Consider the following 19411-nt stretch of genomic DNA (forward strand, 5'->3'; position numbering starts at 1 on the left):
TAGGTTTAGGTATCCAAACAACATGCAATCCATCAATAAATGTTTAAATAAACAACTCAGTGATATTTGTATGAAGGCCCTTGTCTTGGAAGAGCTGTCGCAAAAAATTGTCCAGTTTCTCCCCGAACAATTAAGCAAACATTGCTCCGTTGGAAGCTTTAATAAAGGATGCCTCCTTTTAACAACTAATGACGCAGCTTGGGCAACTCAGTTGCATTACTACTTACCCGAGTTACGCGATAAATTAAGAAAAGAAGCAGGGCTATACCAGTTGGCTTCGATAAAAATAAAAATTCTTGAGACTACATCTGGGCCATCACTCCGAAGAAAAGAGAAATCATCCCCACAATTATCTGAAGAAAATAAAGCAACCATTATTCGAGAAAGCCAACAATGTACCTATGAACCACTTCAAAGAGCCTTAATGCATTTAGCTCAAAGTAAAAAGTAGCCAAACCCACACTCAATGACTATTAATTGAAGTAATGCTAAACACAGTCACTAGAGTTTGTTTGATATTTATAAACTATCCAAGTAACTAAGAAGGAACTTGGTACCTTAGGAAGGTATTACCAAGGCACCCTGGAAAAAGCAGAACGGAAGCTCGCTAAGGTTAGGAGCAAAAATCCCAACTTAGAGGGTTTAAGTGCTAGAGAAAAAGCAAAATTAAAACCTGACGAAGCCCCAGAAGATCAAGCTAAAAGGATGAGGAAGAACAAAATAAATTTTCATAATAGAAAAGACTGAACCCTCTAAAAATGATTTATACTCAAATGAATAACCGATAACCTACTGTCCCAATAATGATTATAAAACAAATCGTTTTACTCTTGTTATTTGTCATCAGCTTGGTGGTGATATCGATTTACATCTTCCAACGGCATCTCATTTATTTTCCAGATCCTCATAAACCTAAATTAATTCAATTCCATGCAGAAGACATGAGCTTAGTCCAGCTACACACTAAAGATAAACTAGAGTTAACGGCTTGGTATAAAGCAGCCAACAAAGGTAAACCCACTGTTTTGTATTTGCATGGTAATGCCGGCCATATTGGGTACCGAATGCCAGTAGTACGCCCTTTTCTTGAACGAGGGTATGGAGTTCTTTTGTTGGAATATCGAGGTTATGGAGCTAACCCGGGTAAGCCTTCTGAGAAAGGGTTGTATTTGGATGCCGAGGCTGGATTTGAGTTTTTAAGTCAACATGGAGTAGCCTCTCATCAACTAGTCATTTATGGGGAGTCTTTAGGAACTGGGGTGGCTACTTATCTTGCGTCGAAGTACCCTGTTTGCGCCTTAGTGTTGCAAACCCCTTTTACCTCGTTGGTAAGCTTAACCCAATACCACTATCCATTCCTTTTTATCAAACCCTGGGATCGTTTTGAATCTCTCGAACGAATAAAACAGATTAACGCTCCACTGTTAGTTTTGCATGGCAAAAGGGATTCCATAGTCCCTTATGAAGAAGGGCTGGCTATTTTTAATGCCGCCCATGAACCTAAAAAAATGCTTACTTTTGAGGATAAAAATCACAATGATTTATGGACCTCTGTTGATTTTGCTCCAGAGGTTATTCGATTTATTGATGGTTATTGTGTTGAGTAGTTGTAGCTGGGTATGATCTCATCCAGAGTCTGTCCCCTTGATCTTGCTGAAATTGAATCCGCTCCCTCACGGTCGCGGCTCGGATCGACTCCTTGCTAACCGAGCGGCGACCATAAGGGAGCGGATAAGTATCACACCAAGGCTTCCGAAAACCGTCTCTCTACCCAACCTTCGCCTAAATATTGATAACAATCCTCTAAAAAATCCCTGATCTCATCCTCATCAAGCACATGTTCCATACCATCTGGCTCTACCTCATGGTGAAAATAGTCACCAAAATACGTTGTTGAAAATTGAACGTAATCTCTAGTATGCAAGATAAATGAATGCCACATGTCATCCACTATCAATAAGGGACCAAAAAGATAAGATTTCTTACCCAGTATGTTTCGTTGCTGGGCTAACCACATCCAAGCCAACAAATCCTGAAACAACTGTTGGCTTGATTGCACAGAATAGTCGGAGTGTTTATTGCGAAAATGTGCCAGTACTTGCTCATTTTGGTATTGCAACACCTCGCCTAAACTAGGTGTCATTAGCGACCACAGCAGGATTTTTTGAGACTTGGCTTTTTGGTGATGTACATAACAATTCTACATATTTTTTCTTCTTTTGTCATAATGGTCTCTTTCTGAGTAGATTCTGGTTAAGAATAATACTCTACATTACAATTGTCTACTGTAATTTATGGGAATTAACAAAATGAGCGAGGACGGACCCCACTGGAGTCCGTCCCCTGGTTCAACACTCAACAGAGAAAGGAGCGGGGACGGACCCCACTGGAGTCCGTCCCCTGATTCAACACTCAACAGAGAAAGGAGCGGGGACGGACCCCACTGGGGTCCGTCCCCTGGTTCAACACTCAACCAAGTTACGACTGTGAGGAATCGGTTAATGAGTTACCAAATAACGCACCGCTTGATATTCACCATAGGCGATTTATCATTGATCCCAAATGCTTTTTGAAATTGAGGGATATTGGCCAAGCTCCCATTGACTCGATAGATCGCAGGCGGGTGTGGATCTGTTGTCACTTGATTTTGCAATTGTTGAGGCCTGATGTTCATGGCCCAAACATGTGCTGTACCTAAGAAGAATTGCTGCTCTGGGGTCATTCCATCGACCATTTTGGCCTGTTTAAAATCACTTGAACGTAAATAGGCTTTGTAGGCCAATATAATGCCACCCAAATCAGCAGCTGCTTCACCTACTACTAGATTTCCCTGTACATGCATATCCCCATTTACTGTGTAGCTTGAGAATTGATCCGCAATGCATTGAGTTGCTGCTTTAAACTTAGTGAGATCACTTGGGGCCCACCAGTTTTTTAAATTGCCATTCGCATCAAACTTCGCACCCTGATCATCAAATCCATGAGTGATTTCATGTCCAATTACAAAACCAATTGCTCCATAATTAATGGCTGCAGGGGCTCTCGGATCAAAAAAGGGCGACTGCAAAATCCCAGCAGGAATATTAATGTTATTCATGGAAGGATCATAATAGGCATTAATGGTTTGTGGTGTCATTGCCCATTCAGTCTTATCAACAGGCTTGCCAATCTTGTTTAAATCTCGCTGAGTGAGGAACTCATTAGCACGAATCACATTAAGCACATAAGGCCCTCTATCCACTTTCAAACTCGAATAATCCCACCACTTGTCTGGGTAGCCCACCCGGTCATGCATTAACTTTAGTTTTTCCAAAGCTGCCTTTTTGGTTTCAGGAGACATCCAGGTAATGGTTTCCAAATCCTCCTTCATCACTTCACGAATATTGGAAATCATTTCAATTACTTTTTGTTTGGATTCAGGCGAAAAATATTTTTCTACATAGACTTTGCCTATGGCAAAACCTAAAGCACCATTTTCGGTGTTTACTACTCGTTTCCATCGAGGTAATATTTTCTCAGATCCTGATAAAACTGAAGTCATTTTAAAATTTTGATCAACAAAAGGCTTTGATAGGTATGATGCGTAAGCATCAATCAAATGCCAACGCAGATACACTTTCCAATCATTTAGACTAATGCTCTTCAACAAGCCATTCATTTCTTTGAAGAAATGTGGCATAGCAAAGTTAAGTTGTTGTACCTTGCCTTGTCCCCTATTGTTCAAATAATTGGACCAAGAAAAGTTAGGGGTTTGTGCATCTATCTCTTTAATGGTCTGCATGTGATAGACGGCATAGGGATCTCGCTGCTCAATCTGTGACATTGATGCGGTTGCTAATTTGGTTTCAATATCCATTACTGTAAGTGCTTCCTGATGAGAAACCTCTGGAGCATCTCCAAGCAACTCAAACATTTTACCCAAATGATCAATATAGGCTTTACGGATCTGTTGAAATTTAGCATCGTTCTTTAAATAGTAATCACGATCAGGTAAGCCTAATCCTCCTTGCATAACCGCTGCAATCACTGAATCACTGTCTTTAAAATCTTGCATGCTCCCAAAATTGAATAGGGCATCAACACCAATATTGTGCAGATGAGCAAGTTCTTTTTGTAAGTCAGACAAATTATTCAAGCCATCAATTTTTGCAAATTCGGCTTTTAAAGGCTCAATTCCTAATTGATTAATACTTTCTTCGTCCATGCCACTGAAATAGAAGTCTCCTACTTTCTGTTCAATGCTTCCTGGTTTAGCATTTGTGTTTTTGGAGGCATTAATAAGCATCTGATGAATGATTTCTTGAATTTTTTCATTGGCAACGTGAAAGCTACCCCAAGATGCATAATCCGCAGGTATTGGGTTATTCTTTTGCCAAGTGCCGTTTGCATAGGTGTAAAAATCTTCTGATGGGGATACATTCATATCTCGCCAATCAAGATGAAGCACATCCCCTGTTTTTGCCGTTGAATCTATTGGTTGAGGATTAGAGGCAAACGCTAAAGCGCTAGTTAACATCGTAAGGGTAAATACACCGGTACCAATTTTCATCAGCCGACTCCTTTGCATACGTCCTGTTTATGCGGACAGAAATTAAGCTTCTACTGGATAATATTCTGGATGTGCTGCTGGTAAATAATTTTCTGAGTCGAAATAGGTGTATTCCCAGGCATCTTGTCTTACCATGAGTTCTCTTAATAAGCGATTATTGAGTTCGTGCCCTGATTTATAGCCCTCGAACGCGCCTATTAAGCTAGAACCCAATAGGTATAAATCTCCAATGGCATCAAGCACTTTATGGGTTACAAACTCAGACTCAAAACGCAAGCCTTCTTCATTCAGAACACGGTAATCATCGACTACGATAGCATTGTCTAAACTGCCACCTTTAGCCAAATCACACTCTCTTAATTTTTCATAATCAGAAAGAAATCCAAATGTCCTTGCGCGGCACACTTGTTTTACATAGGACGTGTTTGAAAAATCAAAACTTACTGTTTGTGGTCTATCGTTAAATACTGGATGATCAAAATCAATGGTAAATGAGATTTTATATCCTTTATGGGGGAGAAATTGCACGTATTTTCCGTTATCATCCACACGTATAGGCTTTAAAATGCGTATGTACTTCTTAGCTGCATTTTGCTCCCTAATGCCGGCTGATTGAATAAGGAAAACAAATGGAGCAGCACTGCCATCCATAATCGGCAATTCAGGCCCATTGACATCAATGTACGCATTGTCTATACCTAAACCTGCTAAGGCTGACAATAAATGTTCTACCGTGGCGATCTTCACTGTTTCATAGTGCAAGGTAGTACAAAGCATGGTATCACCAACATACTCATAGGATGCTGGAATTTCCACCACAGGAGACAGATCCACTCTTCTGAATACAATGCCGGTATTCACAGGAGCTGGTCTTAAGGTTAAAAGCACTTTCTCACCGGAATGCAATCCAACGCCAGTAGCCTGGATTACCTTTTTAGGAGTTCTTTGTTTTATCATTCAGTGCTCACCTTTCTCTTTTTTTCATATATTTTGCACGAAAAAACCCTAAGAGTTTAGCAGCAATTGATTGATTAGTCTAATTTTTTCAAAAGACCTATCAACCCGGTTCTAAACTCTCAAGCTCTTATGCGTCAACTTCTTCCTTGCGTCGTAAGAACGCTGGAATATCTAAATAATCCACGTCAGGCATGCTCTCACTTGTTGGAATGCTTTGCTGTGGAGCTGCACGTTGTGGGGTTGTGCTTGTGGTTGTTGGTTTTGCTTGTTTGCGAATTACCGCTGGTCTTTCAAACTGTTGATAATCTAAAGTACCATCACTTCGTGTAGTCTCTATCAAGCGACCTCTTAGTGTCGGTTGTTGTTGTGTTTGTTGCTGGCGCTGTCTTTGATCTCCTAAACCAGTCACAATCACAGTAACACGCATTTCATCAGTCATTTCTGGATCGATCACTGTTCCAACAACCACAGTTGCATCGTCTGAAATAAATTCTTTGACTACATCCCCAACTTCCTCAAACTCACCGATAGACATATCAAGACCAGCAGTGATATTGACTAATATTCCACGAGCACCTGAAAAATTCACATCTTCTAATAATGGTGATGCAATGGCAGCTTCTGCTGCTTGACGGGCGCGTTGTTCACCAACAGCACTTCCAGTTCCCATCATTGCCATACCCATTTCGGACATAACGGTTCTTACGTCAGCAAAATCCACGTTGATTAAACCTGGTCGCGTAATCAAATCAGATATCCCTTTTACTGCACCCAGTAATACATTATTCGCTGCCTTAAACGCATTCAGTAAACTGATGTTTTTGCCCAAAACACTTAATAACTTATTGTTAGGAATGGTAATTAGAGAATCGACGTTTTCCGCTAAACGTCGAATGCCTTCATCTGCTGCTAAGGCCCTTTGTTTACCTTCAAATGCAAATGGTTTAGTGACTACAGCAACGGTTAATATACCGAGTTCTTTAGCAATTTCGGCAAAGACAGGCGCAGCACCAGTTCCAGTGCCCCCCCCCATACCAGCAGTGATAAAGACCATGTCAGCGCCCGATAAAATTTCTTTAATAAGCTCTCTGTCTTCTTCTGCGGCTTCTCTACCAATTTGTGGGTTTGCACCAGCTCCAAGACCCTTTGTGAGATCATCACCTAATTGAATATGAATTTTTGCACTTGATCCTCTCAGTGCCTGGGCATCGGTGTTGGCGCAAATAAATTCAACACCATCAATATTTTCAGCAACCATATGTTCAACAGCGTTACCACCGCCACCACCTACGCCTACAACTTTTATGACAGCATTATTTAGTTGCTGGCTACTTTCCATTAATTCAAACATAACCCTGTCTCCCCTTACGCGCTGCTTTTTATTTCTTATTAATGACTGATGTTGTCTTTAACACAACAGACATTTTTTATTATATTTCTTGTCGCATTCTAAATCATGCAACCCCAAATACCTCATTTTGTCTGAAGCACGCTTCAAACGATTAGAAATTGCCCTGGAACCATTCTTTCATTTTGGACCACAAGCCCTTCACATTATCTGTAACCGCTGGAACACTATAGCCTCCTTCATATTGCTGTTGATATCCATGCAGAAGTAAACCTACTCCTGTAGCAAAAGATGGATTTTCCGTTGGTTCCGTTAAACCAGAGACGTAGTGGGCACAGCCTTTACGTACCGGCATTTCAAAACATAGCTCCGCCAACTCAATAGCGCCTCGAACATTTGAAGCGCCACCGGTAATCACAATTCCTGCGGCCATTCGATCTTCGAATCCACTCCGGCGTAGTTCATTTCGTACTAAGGTGAATAACTCCTCATAACGCGCGGACACCACTTCTGCCAAAGCTTTAGCGGAAATTTTTCGTCCGGGTCTATCATTCACACTGGTCACTTCAAGCATTTGATTTTCATTCGCCAATTCAGGCAAAGCGCAAGCATGGCTTAATTTAATGGCTTCGGCGGCTTTTGTGGGTGTACGAAATGCCATTGCAATATCATTGGTGACTTGATCCCCAGCAATTGGAATCACCGCTGTGTGTTGGATCGCCCCTTCACAGAATATAGCGATGTCCGTTGTTCCTCCACCAATATCGATCAAGCATACACCGAGATCTTTTTCATCTTCCGTTAAAACTGCATGACTTGAGGCTAATTGCTCTAAAATAATGTCCATCACTTCCAACCCACACCGTCTAACACACTTGATGATGTTTTGGGCTGCACTCACCGAACCTGTTACAATATGAACTCTTGACTCTAAGCGAACACCTGCCATTCCGATGGGCTCACGAATGCTGTCTTGATGATCGATAATAAATTCTTGAGGAAGGATGTGCAGAATTTTTTGATCGGCAGGAATGGCCACTGCTTTTGCAGCTTCAATAACACGCTCTACATCCGCTTGAGAGACCTCTTGGTCACGAATCGCCACAATGCCATGTGAGTTTAAGCTGCGAATATGGCTTCCTGCTATACCAGCATACACCGTTCTTACTTCACAACCAGCCATAAGCTCTGCTTCTTGTACAGCACGCTGAATTGAATTCACAGTCGCTTCAATATCCACTACTACACCACGCTTTAGACCTCGAGATGGATGGCGACCAATACCTATAATTTCGATTGCCCCATCGGAAGTGACTTCTCCAATCAAAGCAATAATCTTTGAAGTTCCAATATCCAAACCTGTGATAATATTTTTTTCTATTTTCTTAGCCATTATCGTCCCGTTTGTTGTTTCCACTGCACCGCCATTCCACGCGGATAACGAAGGTCTACACTAGCCAACTGCTCTGCCTTTTCAGCAAATACTGCAGGATATGCTTTACAAAAACGCAGTAATCTTGCCTCTAAGTCCTTCTTTCCTAGGTATATTTTGACCTCATCATTAAGCAATAACACCCAAGAATGATTGTCACGCAAGTACAGCCCGGAAGCTTTTAAACCATATGATGATAATATCTTACTCAATTTTTGATAAACTTGTAAGACTTCTAATTGTTGAGACGCAGGTCCTTTTAATCTTGGTATGTCTAAATGACTCGGGACAGCCCCTTGATTAAATAGTCGACCATCGTTAGTCATTAGGGCATCACCCCAGGTAGCCACTGGTTTCTTTTCAACTAATTTAATTTTCAATGTGTCTGACCAAACTCGCTCAACATAGGCTGAGTCCATCCAATTCATTTGATTCAGTTCATCTTGTAATTGGCCAACAGGCAACGAAAAAAAACTGTAATTCAGATATTTTCCTAAGACGGCTTCTAAATCCTTGTGGCTAATGTGCTCGTAACTTGCAGCTACTTTAATGGTCGTAATTGGGAAACGATCGGCATCTGCGAGATACATAAAAGCTAAACGCCCACTCAGCAATAATGCACTAATAATTAACACGGCTAAAAGTGCAATATAGCGAAACCCAGATGAGCTTTCTTCCATAATATTAATTTCTCTTTCACAAATAATTTGTCACTAATTGTTGGCGACAACTCTGGTGAATCAATGCTATATCAATTAACTCATCCAACAATGCAGAATAGGCAATCCCTGATACATCCCACATTTTGGGGTACATACTAATCGGCGTGAAACCCGGTATAGTATTTATCTCGTTAAAATAGATTTGCTCTGTACTGTCATTCACAAAAAAATCGACTCTGGCCATTCCTTTGCATTTTAAATTCATAAAGATTTCTGCAGCAGCTTGTTGCAACTTCTGTTGCAGTGAGGTGCTAAGCTTAGCAGGAATGATTAACTCCGTTTGATTGCTTTCCAGATATTTCGCAGTATAGGAATAGTAGCCATCGGGATGGTTCACTTTAATTTCACCAGGAACACTTACTCTAGGTTTTGCCCCTGGCGTTCTATTTTCCAGTACGGATAGCTCTATCTCTCGACCTGCAATGAATTCTTCAACTAAAATTTCTTCATCATAACGCAAAGCGTCTTCTACGGCGGCATTCAACTCAGTCATCGTTTTCACCTTGTGAATGCCGACGCTTGATCCAAGAGAGCAGGGCTTAACAAACAAAGGCCAACCAAACTCCGTAGCGACATCATGGCAAAATTGTTGTCTTTCAGCTGAGTTACTATGCCAAGTTAGTAATTTATAGCGAGCCGATTTTAATCCATTATTGCATGCAAGTCTCCTTGCCATGTCTTTATCCATACCAATTGCTGAAGACAATACATCACATCCAACATAGGCAACACCCGCTAGTTCAAGCATTCCTTGCAGACAGCCATCTTCATACAACGGTCCATGAACAATAGGGAATACGACATCTGCGTCTACCGCAAAATGACCATCGATTACAATGCTTTCTAGAGGTTTTGATTTTTCCGTCTCTACAGGTAATTTGTCTTTATACGCAATCAGATCCGTGTAGGAATGAAGGTGGTAATTCCCACTTTTATCCATTGCAATTGGAATGATGCTGTATTTTTCAGCATTAAGATGTCGAAGAACAGAAGCAGCTGAAACCAATGAAACTTCGTGCTCTCCTGATTTCCCACCATACAATAAAACTAAATTGATCAATTTAGACATTAACAGTCTCCAATAATATGTACTTCACGCTTCAGTTCTATTGTTGTTTGCTCTTTAACCTTAGTTTGCACTAAATGAATCAAGGCTTCAATATCAGCTGCAGTGGCTGTACCCTCATGATTAATTATAAAATTAGCATGCTTCTGAGAAACCACTGCACCACCAATTTTTGTACCTTTTAAGCCACAAGCTTCGATAAGCCGAGCTGCAAAATCCCCGGGGGGATTTCTGAACACGGATCCACAATTGTACTCGTTGGTTGGCTGGGTATTCGCTCGCTTGGCCAATAACTCTTTGATTAATTGTAAAGAATGATCTTTATTTCCTGACATTAATTTAAACGTAGCAGAAATAAACCACTCATCTTGCAAACCCGCTACATGTCTATAAGCAATTTCAAACTCCTCTGGTTTGCGAGTCTTAATTTCACCTTGGCGGCTTACTGTTTCAATTTCAGTAACCGCTTGCCAAGTTTCTCCTCCATGACAACCGGCATTCATGCGCAATGCACCTCCCATTGTCCCTGGAATTCCCGCCCAAAACTCTCCACCTGACAAGTTATTGCGTGCTGCGAATCGTGCCATACTTGCGCAAGAAACACCTGCTTCTACGCGAATGCGATTGTCATTCAATAAGGTCATTTCTTTCAAGCAACCTTGGGTAAGAATAACAGTGCCTGAAAATCCCTTGTCGCGAATCAATGAGTTCGAGCCAAGACCTATCCATACTACAGGTTCTTCTGCTGGGAGGCGTTGAAGAAATAAAGCCAAATCCTGAACGTTTGCTGGTTTATACAATTTAGCAGCAGGCCCGCCTACCCTCCATGTAGTGTATTCTGCTAGTGGTTCATTGAACAATAAAGTTCCTCTACATTCTGTAGCAAGGCCTACCTCTTTTTCCATTATGCTCATAGTAATTCTCACGAATTTTTCATAAGGTTCACAGCCATTTGACCAATACTGCCGGCGCCCTGCATTAAAATGACATCCCCATCTTTTATGCATTCATCTAAGGCTGTCTTCAAGGACTGCTCATTTACCATGGTTACTCTTTGGTGTTTAGACCGAATTTCTTCTGCTAAACTTTCGCTTGTAACGCCTGGAATTGCTTTCTCACCTGCTGAATAAATATCTAAAAGCAATAATTCATCGGATAAACTCAACACATCCACAAATTGACTATGCAGGGATTGCGTTCTCGTGTAACGATGTGGTTGAAACACATGGACCAATCGTTTTTCAGGCCATACTTTTCTAAACGCATCGATGGTCGATAAGATTTCCTGAGGATGATGTCCGTAATCATCAACAACAATGGCTGAACCTTTTTCAAATTTCTTTTCCCCAAGCATCTGAAAACGTCTTCCTACCCCCTGAAATTTTGCCAATCCGCGGACTATAGAATCATTATCTACTCCAAGTTCTGTTGCAATAGCTATGGCAGCTAGTGCATTTAACACATTATGTCGTCCAGGGTATTGAAATTGAATGGTTAATGGCTTGTGTGGAGCTGGTCGTTGTACTGTAAATTCACTGAGCATCCCTGTTTGAGTCCAGTTTACAGCACGATAATGAGCATCTGTTTTAAATCCGTACGTTAACGTTGGTCGCTGAATCGCCGGCAGAATATTACAGACTTCTTGATCTTCGATACAAACCACCGCCAATCCATAGAAAGGCAAATGATGTAAAAATTCCAGGAAAGTGGTCCTTAATTTATTAAAGTCTCCCTCATAAGTATCCATGTGATCGGCATCAATGTTTGTTACAACGGCCATCATTGGTTTTAAGAAGAGGAAAGACGCATCACTCTCGTCTGCTTCGACTACAAAATAAGCTGATTTTCCAAGCTGGGCATTGACTCCACAACTATTTAATTTTCCACCGATTACGAAACTTGGGTCTAAGCCACCTTCAGCCAATAAGCTACTCACTAGGCTGGTTGTGGTTGTTTTACCATGTGTACCTGCAATGGCGATACCATGACGAAAACGCATGAGCTCGGCCAGCATAGCTGCTCTTGGAATGACAGGGATCATGGCCTCACGAGCGGCAACAATTTCAGGATTATTCATGTCCACTGCAGAAGAACGAACCACGACATCTGCTCCTTGGACGTTTTCAACTCGATGACCAATATGGACTGTAATTCCTAACGATCGCAGGCGTTGCACAGCAGCACCTTCGCCCACATCAGATCCAGTGATGCGGTAACCTTGGTTGTGTAAAACCTCAGCAATTCCACACATGCCAACGCCACCTATTCCAACAAAGTGAATTTGTTCAACATGTCCCATGCGTGTCGATAAAAATTGCCCTGAATTTTTCAAAATGCCCCCTCAAGATGTCTGCGTTCGCAATCCGAGGGACTGCCAACGATTCTCGTGATCAATACGCAATAACAATGCGATAACAATACAATTAATAACCATGCTGGCACCACCATAACTAAGCAATGGCAGTGTTAGCCCCTTAGTTGGTAACAATCCAGCATTAACGCCCATGTTTATTGCAGCCTGTAAAGCCAACCAAAACGTCAAACCATAGGCCGTAAATGAAGCAAATAAGCGTTCCTGTACGTACGCTGTATAGCCAATATTTAAACCTCTAATTACTAGTATACTATATAAGGTGATAACAACTAAAATTCCGAATAAACCTAACTCTTCCGCAAGCACCGCAAATAGAAAATCGGTATGTGCTTCAGGCAGGTAAAGAAGCTTCTGAATACTTTCACCCAAGCCCGATCCAAACCAACCACCTCGCCCAAATGCAATCAAGGACTGGGTTAACTGATATCCACTGTTGTATTGATCGGCCCAAGGGTCCAAGAAGGCAGTCAATCGCGCTACCCGATAGGGCGATGAAACCGCTAGCACAGCAAGTGCGGTCAGCACTAGAAGCATTAGGCCGAAATAATATCGTAATTTAACACCTGCTAAAAACAACATCGCCATGACTGTTCCAGAAATGACCACCGTCGCTCCGAAATCAGGCTCAAGGAGCAACAAAAATGACACAACCCCCAAAACCAGCATGGGCTTAATGAAACCAAAAATGCTCTCACTCACTGCTTCTTGTTGTCGAACTAAATAACCCGACAAATAAAAAATCATCACCAGCTTGGTAACCTCAGACACTTGAATACCAATAGGCCCTAACGCCAACCAACGTCTACTGCCATTGACAATTTTTCCAACTCCAGGGATAAGAACAGCCATTAATAAAATCAAGCAGGCCATCAGCATGGGCATGCTCATTTTCTCCCAAAAACTGCTGTCGGTGCGAACAACGATCAAAGCTAACATTAATCCTGCAAACAGGTAACATGCTTGACGAATTAGAAAATGAAAGGGTTGATGATAATACTTGGTTGAGATCATGACCGAGCTTGAAGCCACCATCATTAAGCCAATGATCAATAAACCAAACACAGCGCCAATCATCCATTTATCATACAATGATATAGGCTTACTGACTGGCTTGCCTCTTTGGTTTAAATGTCTAGGCCGCATCGTGATCATAATCCACTAACAGTAGAAGTAAATACATCGCCTCTATGATTAAAGTCACGAAACATGTCTAAGCTGGCACAAGCGGGTGATAATAAAACAACGTCGCCTGGCATGGCACAAGTTCTTGCAACTTCCACTGCGCTGTCAAGTGATTCTGCTCGATGGATAGGTACTGCATTGGATAAAGCCGATTCGATTTTGTCTGCATCCACACCAATTAAGACAATAGTGCGTACATACTCCGATACGGATTGTTGTAATTCACTAAAATCCGCTCCTTTGCCTTGCCCTCCGGCAATCAGTACAATCTTCCCTTGCATAGAGCCCCCTATTCCATTAATGGCTGAGATTGTAGCACCTACATTCGTCCCTTTTGAGTCATTGATCCAATCTACTCCGTCCAAACGCCTCACCCACTGGCATCGATGGGGCAAGCCTTTGAATGAGGTTAACACCTGAATCATTTTTTGCTCTGATATGCCAACTGCATCAGCTAGGGCACAAGACGCAAGAGCATTTAACCAATTGTGTACTCCTTTGATTAAAACAGAATCCACAGGCAGAAAGCAATGCTTACCTTTTGCTAGATAGTATGTATTTTCTTTTTGAATCAATCCCCATTGACCCTCAAGAGGGGCGTCTTTACCAAAAGACACTGCTTTTGAATTGGATTGATAGTCTTTAGCCGGCGGTGTAGAAGCATCTTCTCGATTATACAAGACGTATTGCGCATTCTTATAAATTCGCTGTTTTGCTTGCACATAGGCTTCAAAGGTGTGATGCCTATCCAAATGGTCATCGGTTACATTCAGAATCGTTGCAATGACTGGCGATAAGGAATGCGTTAAGTCCAACTGAAAGCTCGATAGCTCCAACACCCATAAATCGTAATGATGTTCATCGTCCAGCATGTCTAATACAGGAGTACCTATATTCCCAGCAACAGCGACTCTAAATCCAGCTGCTTTAGCCATTTCGCCAACCAGAGTAGTCACTGTTGATTTGCCATTAGTCCCGGTTATCGCGACCACTGGCGCATCGATCTCTCGAGCCAAGCATTCAACATCACCATAGATTTCAGCCCCAATTTGCCTTGCTTTTACTAAAACAGGGGTTTCTAATGGTAATCCTGGGCTCGCAATTACGTCCGTCAAGCCTTGCATAACTTCGTCTGGAACAGTCTCTAGGTAAACGGCTGTATCGGGAAACTCATTGCTAAACTCTGCCAAACCAGGAGCTTCTTTTCGTGTATCATAGGCTATAAAATTCTTATGATTTCTTTTTAGATAGCGCGCGATTGATAATCCGGTTTTCCCTAAACCCGCGACTAAATAGAATGATTGAGTCATGTATGCACCTTGTCTATCTCAGTTTCAAAGTAGCCAGTCCGAACAATACAAACACCACGGTTATAATCCAAAAACGAACAATGACTTTGGGCTCAGCCCATCCTTTTAATTCAAAATGATGGTGCAAAGGGGCCATTTTAAACAAGCGCTTTCCACCAGTGTATTTGAAATACCCGACCTGTAAAATGACGGAAAGGGTCTCAATGACAAATAAACCACCCATGATAAGCAACACGAGCTCCTGACGGACAATGACCGCCACAATCCCTAGAGCAGCTCCCAAAGCAAGAGAACCGACATCCCCCATAAACACCTGTGCGGGATAGCTGTTGTACCAAAGGAAGCCTAGGCCAGCACCAACAATGGATGAGCAAAATATAGTTAACTCGCCTGTGTTGGGAACGAAAGGGATGCCTAAGTAATTCGAATAGACGGCATTGCTTGATACATAGGTAAAGACACCTAATGCGCCAGCAACCATGACAATCGGCATAATTGCGAGGCCATCAAGCCCATCGGTTAAGTTGACTGCATTACTACTGCCAACGATCACAAAATAAGCCAGGATTGGGAAGAACACACCCAAATTCAAAACCACGGTTTTAAAAAACGGAACCGTTAATTGCGTATGCACGGGTAAGGTCGCTGTTGCGTATAAATAGATGACCGCAATCAAGGCAATCACAGATTGCCAAAAGTATTTCCAGCGACCGGGTAGCCCTTTACTGTTTTTTAAAACCAACTTTCTGTAATCATCAACCCATCCAACAACACCATTGGCTAATGTGACCAATAAAACGAGCCAGAGGCTGGTTTGGCGTAAATCGCACCACAATAAGCAACTTACTGTGATTGCTAATAAAATTAATACCCCTCCCATGGTGGGAGTTCCTGCCTTGGATAAATGGGTTTGAGGACCGTCGTTGCGAACCATCTGTCCTATTTGCAATCCCTGCAACCAGCGAATCATGATTGGTCCACAGAGTAGGCCAACGATAAGTGCAGTCAAAGAGGCTAAAATGGAACGAAAGGTTAAATATTGAAAAACTCTAAACGCATGGTACTGTCCCTGTAATAACTGCGTTAACCAATAGAGCATACGATGTTCCTCTGTTTTTTATCATTTAGGGTTAAAAAGCGACCAAGCATATCACATTCCCTGCTTTTCAATGAAGTAGGAAATCGATCTATATCGCTTGTTTCTCAGGACTCTCCACATGCACCAACTTCTGCACTACTTTTTCCATTGCACTTGAGCGAGATCCCTTCACCAGCACAGTGGTATCAGCCTGCAAATTATGTTCAACCGCTTTTATGAGTTCCTCTTTACTGGAAAAATGCTGTGCGCCATTGCCAAATGCCTCAGAGGCTAATTGACTATGAATACCACAACTCATTAATTGATCTATTCCTAACTCCTTTGCTGCTAGTCCTACTTCCTGGTGATGCTGAGCCGTCCATTTCCCCAACTCACCCATATCGCCAAAGACAAATATTTTCTTTCCAGGTCTCTTGGACAAAACCTCCAGAGCAGTAAGTACTGAACGCAAATTGGCATTGTAGGTATCGTCAATGATCGTGGATTGATTTTTGCCGGACAAAACAGTCATCCTACCCTTTACACCACCGAATTTAGCCAAGCCTTTTTGGATATCCTGGATTGAAACACCTACTGCATAACAACAGCTTGCAGCAGCAAGCGCATTGCGCATATTATGCAACCCTGGCACTTGCAGCTCAATTTCAGCCCTTGCATTCGGTAAAACCAGTATAAAATGCGCCCGGCCGTGCGTATCCAGACGTATATCTTCAGCGTACACATCCGCTTGATGCTGAGCGGAGAAACGCAGTACTTTTTTGTCACCAATCATTTGATCCCAATAATGCGCATAAGCATCATCGTCGTTAACTACCGCAGTCCCAGAAGCTGATAAACCTTGATGAATTTCCCCTTTTGCACGAGCCACACCGTCTATTGAGCCAAAACCCTCTACATGCGCGGGAGCAATGTTGTTGATCAAGGTCACATCAGGATGTACGATTGCCACAGTATGGGCTATTTCTCCTGGATGATTTGCACCCAGTTCAAACACCGCATAGCGATGCTCTTTTTTAAGCTCAAAAACACTGAGTGGAACCCCAATATGATTATTAAAGTTACCTTTAGTTGAGTGTGAAGGAGCTGGTAATATGGAGGCAATCATCTCTTTGACGGTAGTTTTGCCATTGGATCCAGTTAAAGCAATGATTGGACAATGCACTTCTTCTCGATAGGCTTTTGCAATTTCTGCCAAAGCAATTACTGTATTCTCTACTATAAACTGCGGGATTTTAAGCCCGTCAACGGATCGAGATGCAACTACCGCAATAGCCCCTTTTTCCTCGACCTCTTTTATAAAATCATGCCCATCGAAAGTTTCACCCTCAATGGCAACAAACAAATGGCCAGGTTTAATGATTCGGCTGTCAGTGCATACGCCAGTGACTTCTGCTGACAGAGTACAAGATTGAGATAATAGGGAAGCAATGGATAGTAGGTTCATGGTCTTAAATCAATGCCTAAAAGCTTAGTTTACTAACAGTTATACCTAGAGTTCAAGAGGAGGTCGACTAAGGGTCTAAGCAAACTCAAATTTTATATCAATACATTTGACCTTGCATTAATGTTTACTCACCGTGCGGTGATGTGAATCACCACCACCTGGTGATTTTTCCGATTGATTCTCATGACTAGGGCCTTTTGTTGATGTTGGAGCGCTTTGCGGCGTTCCTACAGGCAAGCTGCTTGGGTTGATTGTTGTGATCTGGGTATTGGTAGGTGGTGACATAACAAGAGGGGGTGGGTTCTGTTGGGAATTATTAACTTGAGATGGATTTTGCCCAAGAGTCATTGTGCTTTGTAGCTTGGTGATTAACATTGATTGCTTTTGATGAAGCATTATCATTTCGTTTTTCTTATTGTTTTGTAAGAACTCCTTCACATTTACCATGTTTGGTTCTGCCTTTTTAAAATTACGTTCTGCTTCATCTTTCTGATTATCTGTTAATTTTTGTAATTTCTGTTGTGCAGACAATCCTTCATTGTCTGGATCTTTTTGTATTAAATAAAATTTACCTGTCTTTGGGTCTTTAACTATTTCTTTTTCCTTCGTGGCATTTTTTTCAGCCTCAACTTTCTGAGCACTTGTTAAATCTTTTAGTTTATCCTCTGCAGATAATCCTGCTTTATTTGGATCTTTTGGTATTAAATAGACTTTACCCTCTTTATCTTTGACGAGTTCGCTGTCTTTCGACTTAGGTACAGTATATCTAGCTTCAGAAAACTTCAGCGTCTTCTCCCCATTTTCATCATACATATCAGCTTTACCCTGTTTTACATCTCTCAGGGTTCTAAATACTCCTAGCTGAACTTCATTGGTATTGTTTTCATCCACTAGAGCTAGTAACTTGCTGTCATAGTCAGGATCTATCTTTCCATTAGGTAATCTATCAGGCAAAGTCCTCATTTTTTCTTGCAGAACACCTTGTTTTGCCTCTAAGTAGTTAATAACAAGATCTAATTCTTTCTGAGCCTTGCTATCAGGCATTTTATCAATTACATCTGCCTCTTTCTGAGCTTGATCAACCGCCTTATCGTAATCTTTGTATTTTTTAGCTGCGTGGATAATGTCTTTATTGACGGAATCAAGTTTAGATCGAACGTCATTTTCAGACGAGCTAGCAGGTGATTCTGTTTTAGGCGCAGTTGGCGTTGTTACAGGATTCTGAACAGCTGCTTCAGCTTGTTTCTGTCTTGACTCTTCTTCTTCACGGATTTCTTCCATTAAGATGGCAGCAATAACAGCACGCCTTATTTCTTCTTGACGAGTGAAATAATCGGCTAAAATCTCCTCTTGATGTTTTTTCTCCATGTAGACGGCCATTTGATGGCTTTGAACTAATTTTCCTTCGTCTGAACGAAGAAATTTTTCCAGGGCCTCTTTGTTTGTGAATCCAAATCGTGCAAAATCAGGAGCTACTGTTTGTAGATCGGCTTTATCGTTAGACATGAAAACACCCCACAAAAACATATATTAAATTATAGCAAGATTATTGAGGTATTGGAGATTGAGGCTTGCAAGGCATTTATCCGCTCCCTCACGGTCGCGGCTCGGATTTGGCACCGAGTTAACCGAGCCGCGACCGTAAGGGAGCGGAAAACGATTTAAACACAGTACAAACCATAAATAACCTATACCGCTTCGCTCTCCTCTCGGATTTGGCACCGAGTTAACCGAGCCGCGACCGTAAGGGAGCGGAAAACGATTTAAACACAGTACAAACCATAAATAACCTATACCGCTTCGCTCTCCTCTCGGATTTGGCACCGAGTTAACCGAGCCTTGACCGTGAGGGAGCGGAAAACGATTTAAACACAGTACAAACCATAAATAACCTATACCGCTTCGCTCTCCTCTCGGATTTGGCACCG

At 41.9% G+C, this 19411-nt stretch carries 16 protein-coding genes; 2 read left to right on the forward strand and 14 right to left on the reverse strand.

Going from position 1 to position 19411, the window contains the following annotated elements:
• The first annotated feature begins 22 nt into the window (after nucleotides 1-22).
• Both Lwal_RS06275 and Lwal_RS06280 read left to right on the forward strand, forming a co-directional pair.
• Nucleotides 23-451 (forward strand): DciA family protein, encoded by a 429-nt coding sequence (locus Lwal_RS06275; protein ID WP_058479974.1) that lies wholly within the window; start codon nucleotides 23-25, stop codon nucleotides 449-451.
• A gap of 355 nt (nucleotides 452-806) precedes the next feature.
• Nucleotides 807-1607 (forward strand): alpha/beta hydrolase, encoded by an 801-nt coding sequence (locus Lwal_RS06280; RefSeq protein ID WP_083500060.1) that lies wholly within the window; start codon nucleotides 807-809, stop codon nucleotides 1605-1607.
• A 131-nt stretch (nucleotides 1608-1738) separates the two neighbouring features.
• Here the strand turns inward: Lwal_RS06280 and Lwal_RS06285 are convergent, their stop codons facing one another.
• The 14 genes from Lwal_RS06285 to Lwal_RS06350 all read right to left on the reverse strand — a co-directional run bounded on the left by Lwal_RS06285 (nucleotide 1739) and on the right by Lwal_RS06350 (nucleotide 18989).
• Nucleotides 1739-2143, reverse strand: a complete 405-nt coding sequence (locus tag Lwal_RS06285) for a glycine-rich domain-containing protein (protein ID WP_058479976.1) — start codon at nucleotides 2141-2143, stop codon at nucleotides 1739-1741.
• Between the two features lie 363 nt (nucleotides 2144-2506).
• Nucleotides 2507-4549 carry a M13 family metallopeptidase gene (locus Lwal_RS06290; protein ID WP_058479977.1) on the reverse strand — a complete coding sequence of 681 codons (2043 nt, stop codon included), beginning with the start codon at nucleotides 4547-4549 and terminating at the stop codon, nucleotides 2507-2509.
• Between the two features lie 42 nt (nucleotides 4550-4591).
• The gene (gene lpxC, locus Lwal_RS06295) at nucleotides 4592-5506 is read right to left on the reverse strand and encodes a UDP-3-O-acyl-N-acetylglucosamine deacetylase (RefSeq protein ID WP_058479978.1); all 915 of its coding nucleotides are present in this window, start codon (nucleotides 5504-5506) and stop codon (nucleotides 4592-4594) included.
• A gap of 127 nt (nucleotides 5507-5633) precedes the next feature.
• Nucleotides 5634-6857 carry a cell division protein FtsZ gene (ftsZ, locus tag Lwal_RS06300; RefSeq protein ID WP_058479979.1) on the reverse strand — a complete coding sequence of 408 codons (1224 nt, stop codon included), beginning with the start codon at nucleotides 6855-6857 and terminating at the stop codon, nucleotides 5634-5636.
• A 151-nt stretch (nucleotides 6858-7008) separates the two neighbouring features.
• A complete protein-coding gene (gene ftsA, locus Lwal_RS06305; protein WP_058479980.1) occupies nucleotides 7009-8247 on the reverse strand; it encodes a cell division protein FtsA in 1239 nt (412 codons plus the stop codon).
• On the reverse strand, nucleotides 8247-8966 hold the full coding sequence (locus Lwal_RS06310; RefSeq protein ID WP_058479981.1) for a cell division protein FtsQ/DivIB: 720 nt from the start codon (nucleotides 8964-8966) through the stop codon (nucleotides 8247-8249). Before Lwal_RS06310 ends, ftsA begins: the two co-directional genes overlap by 1 nt.
• A 16-nt stretch (nucleotides 8967-8982) precedes the next feature.
• Nucleotides 8983-10077: a D-alanine--D-alanine ligase family protein gene (locus Lwal_RS06315; RefSeq protein WP_058479982.1), complete on the reverse strand. Its 1095-nt coding sequence runs from the start codon at nucleotides 10075-10077 to the stop codon at nucleotides 8983-8985.
• Entirely contained in the window at nucleotides 10077-10979 is a 903-nt protein-coding gene (gene murB, locus Lwal_RS06320) for a UDP-N-acetylmuramate dehydrogenase (protein ID WP_408607322.1), read from the reverse strand. The genes Lwal_RS06315 and murB overlap by 1 nt, the downstream gene beginning before the upstream one ends.
• A gap of 17 nt (nucleotides 10980-10996) precedes the next feature.
• Nucleotides 10997-12406, reverse strand: coding sequence for a UDP-N-acetylmuramate--L-alanine ligase (murC, locus tag Lwal_RS06325; RefSeq protein ID WP_058479983.1), 1410 nt, complete (start codon nucleotides 12404-12406; stop codon nucleotides 10997-10999).
• A 9-nt stretch (nucleotides 12407-12415) separates the two neighbouring features.
• The gene (gene ftsW, locus Lwal_RS06330; protein ID WP_095197606.1) at nucleotides 12416-13600 is read right to left on the reverse strand and encodes a putative lipid II flippase FtsW; all 1185 of its coding nucleotides are present in this window, start codon (nucleotides 13598-13600) and stop codon (nucleotides 12416-12418) included.
• A complete protein-coding gene (gene murD / locus Lwal_RS06335) occupies nucleotides 13597-14940 on the reverse strand; it encodes a UDP-N-acetylmuramoyl-L-alanine--D-glutamate ligase (protein WP_058479984.1) in 1344 nt (447 codons plus the stop codon). Before murD ends, ftsW begins: the two co-directional genes overlap by 4 nt.
• A 13-nt stretch (nucleotides 14941-14953) precedes the next feature.
• On the reverse strand, nucleotides 14954-16039 hold the full coding sequence (gene mraY, locus Lwal_RS06340) for a phospho-N-acetylmuramoyl-pentapeptide-transferase (RefSeq protein WP_058479985.1): 1086 nt from the start codon (nucleotides 16037-16039) through the stop codon (nucleotides 14954-14956).
• A gap of 88 nt (nucleotides 16040-16127) precedes the next feature.
• On the reverse strand, nucleotides 16128-17483 hold the full coding sequence (locus tag Lwal_RS06345; RefSeq protein ID WP_058479986.1) for a UDP-N-acetylmuramoyl-tripeptide--D-alanyl-D-alanine ligase: 1356 nt from the start codon (nucleotides 17481-17483) through the stop codon (nucleotides 16128-16130).
• Between the two features lie 117 nt (nucleotides 17484-17600).
• The gene (locus tag Lwal_RS06350) at nucleotides 17601-18989 is read right to left on the reverse strand and encodes a hypothetical protein (protein ID WP_058479987.1); all 1389 of its coding nucleotides are present in this window, start codon (nucleotides 18987-18989) and stop codon (nucleotides 17601-17603) included.
• Between the last annotated feature and the right edge of the window lie 422 nt (nucleotides 18990-19411).

Origin of the sequence: Legionella waltersii, from assembly GCF_001468085.1 — a bacterium.
GTDB classification, from domain to species: Bacteria; Pseudomonadota; Gammaproteobacteria; order Legionellales; family Legionellaceae; genus Legionella; species Legionella waltersii.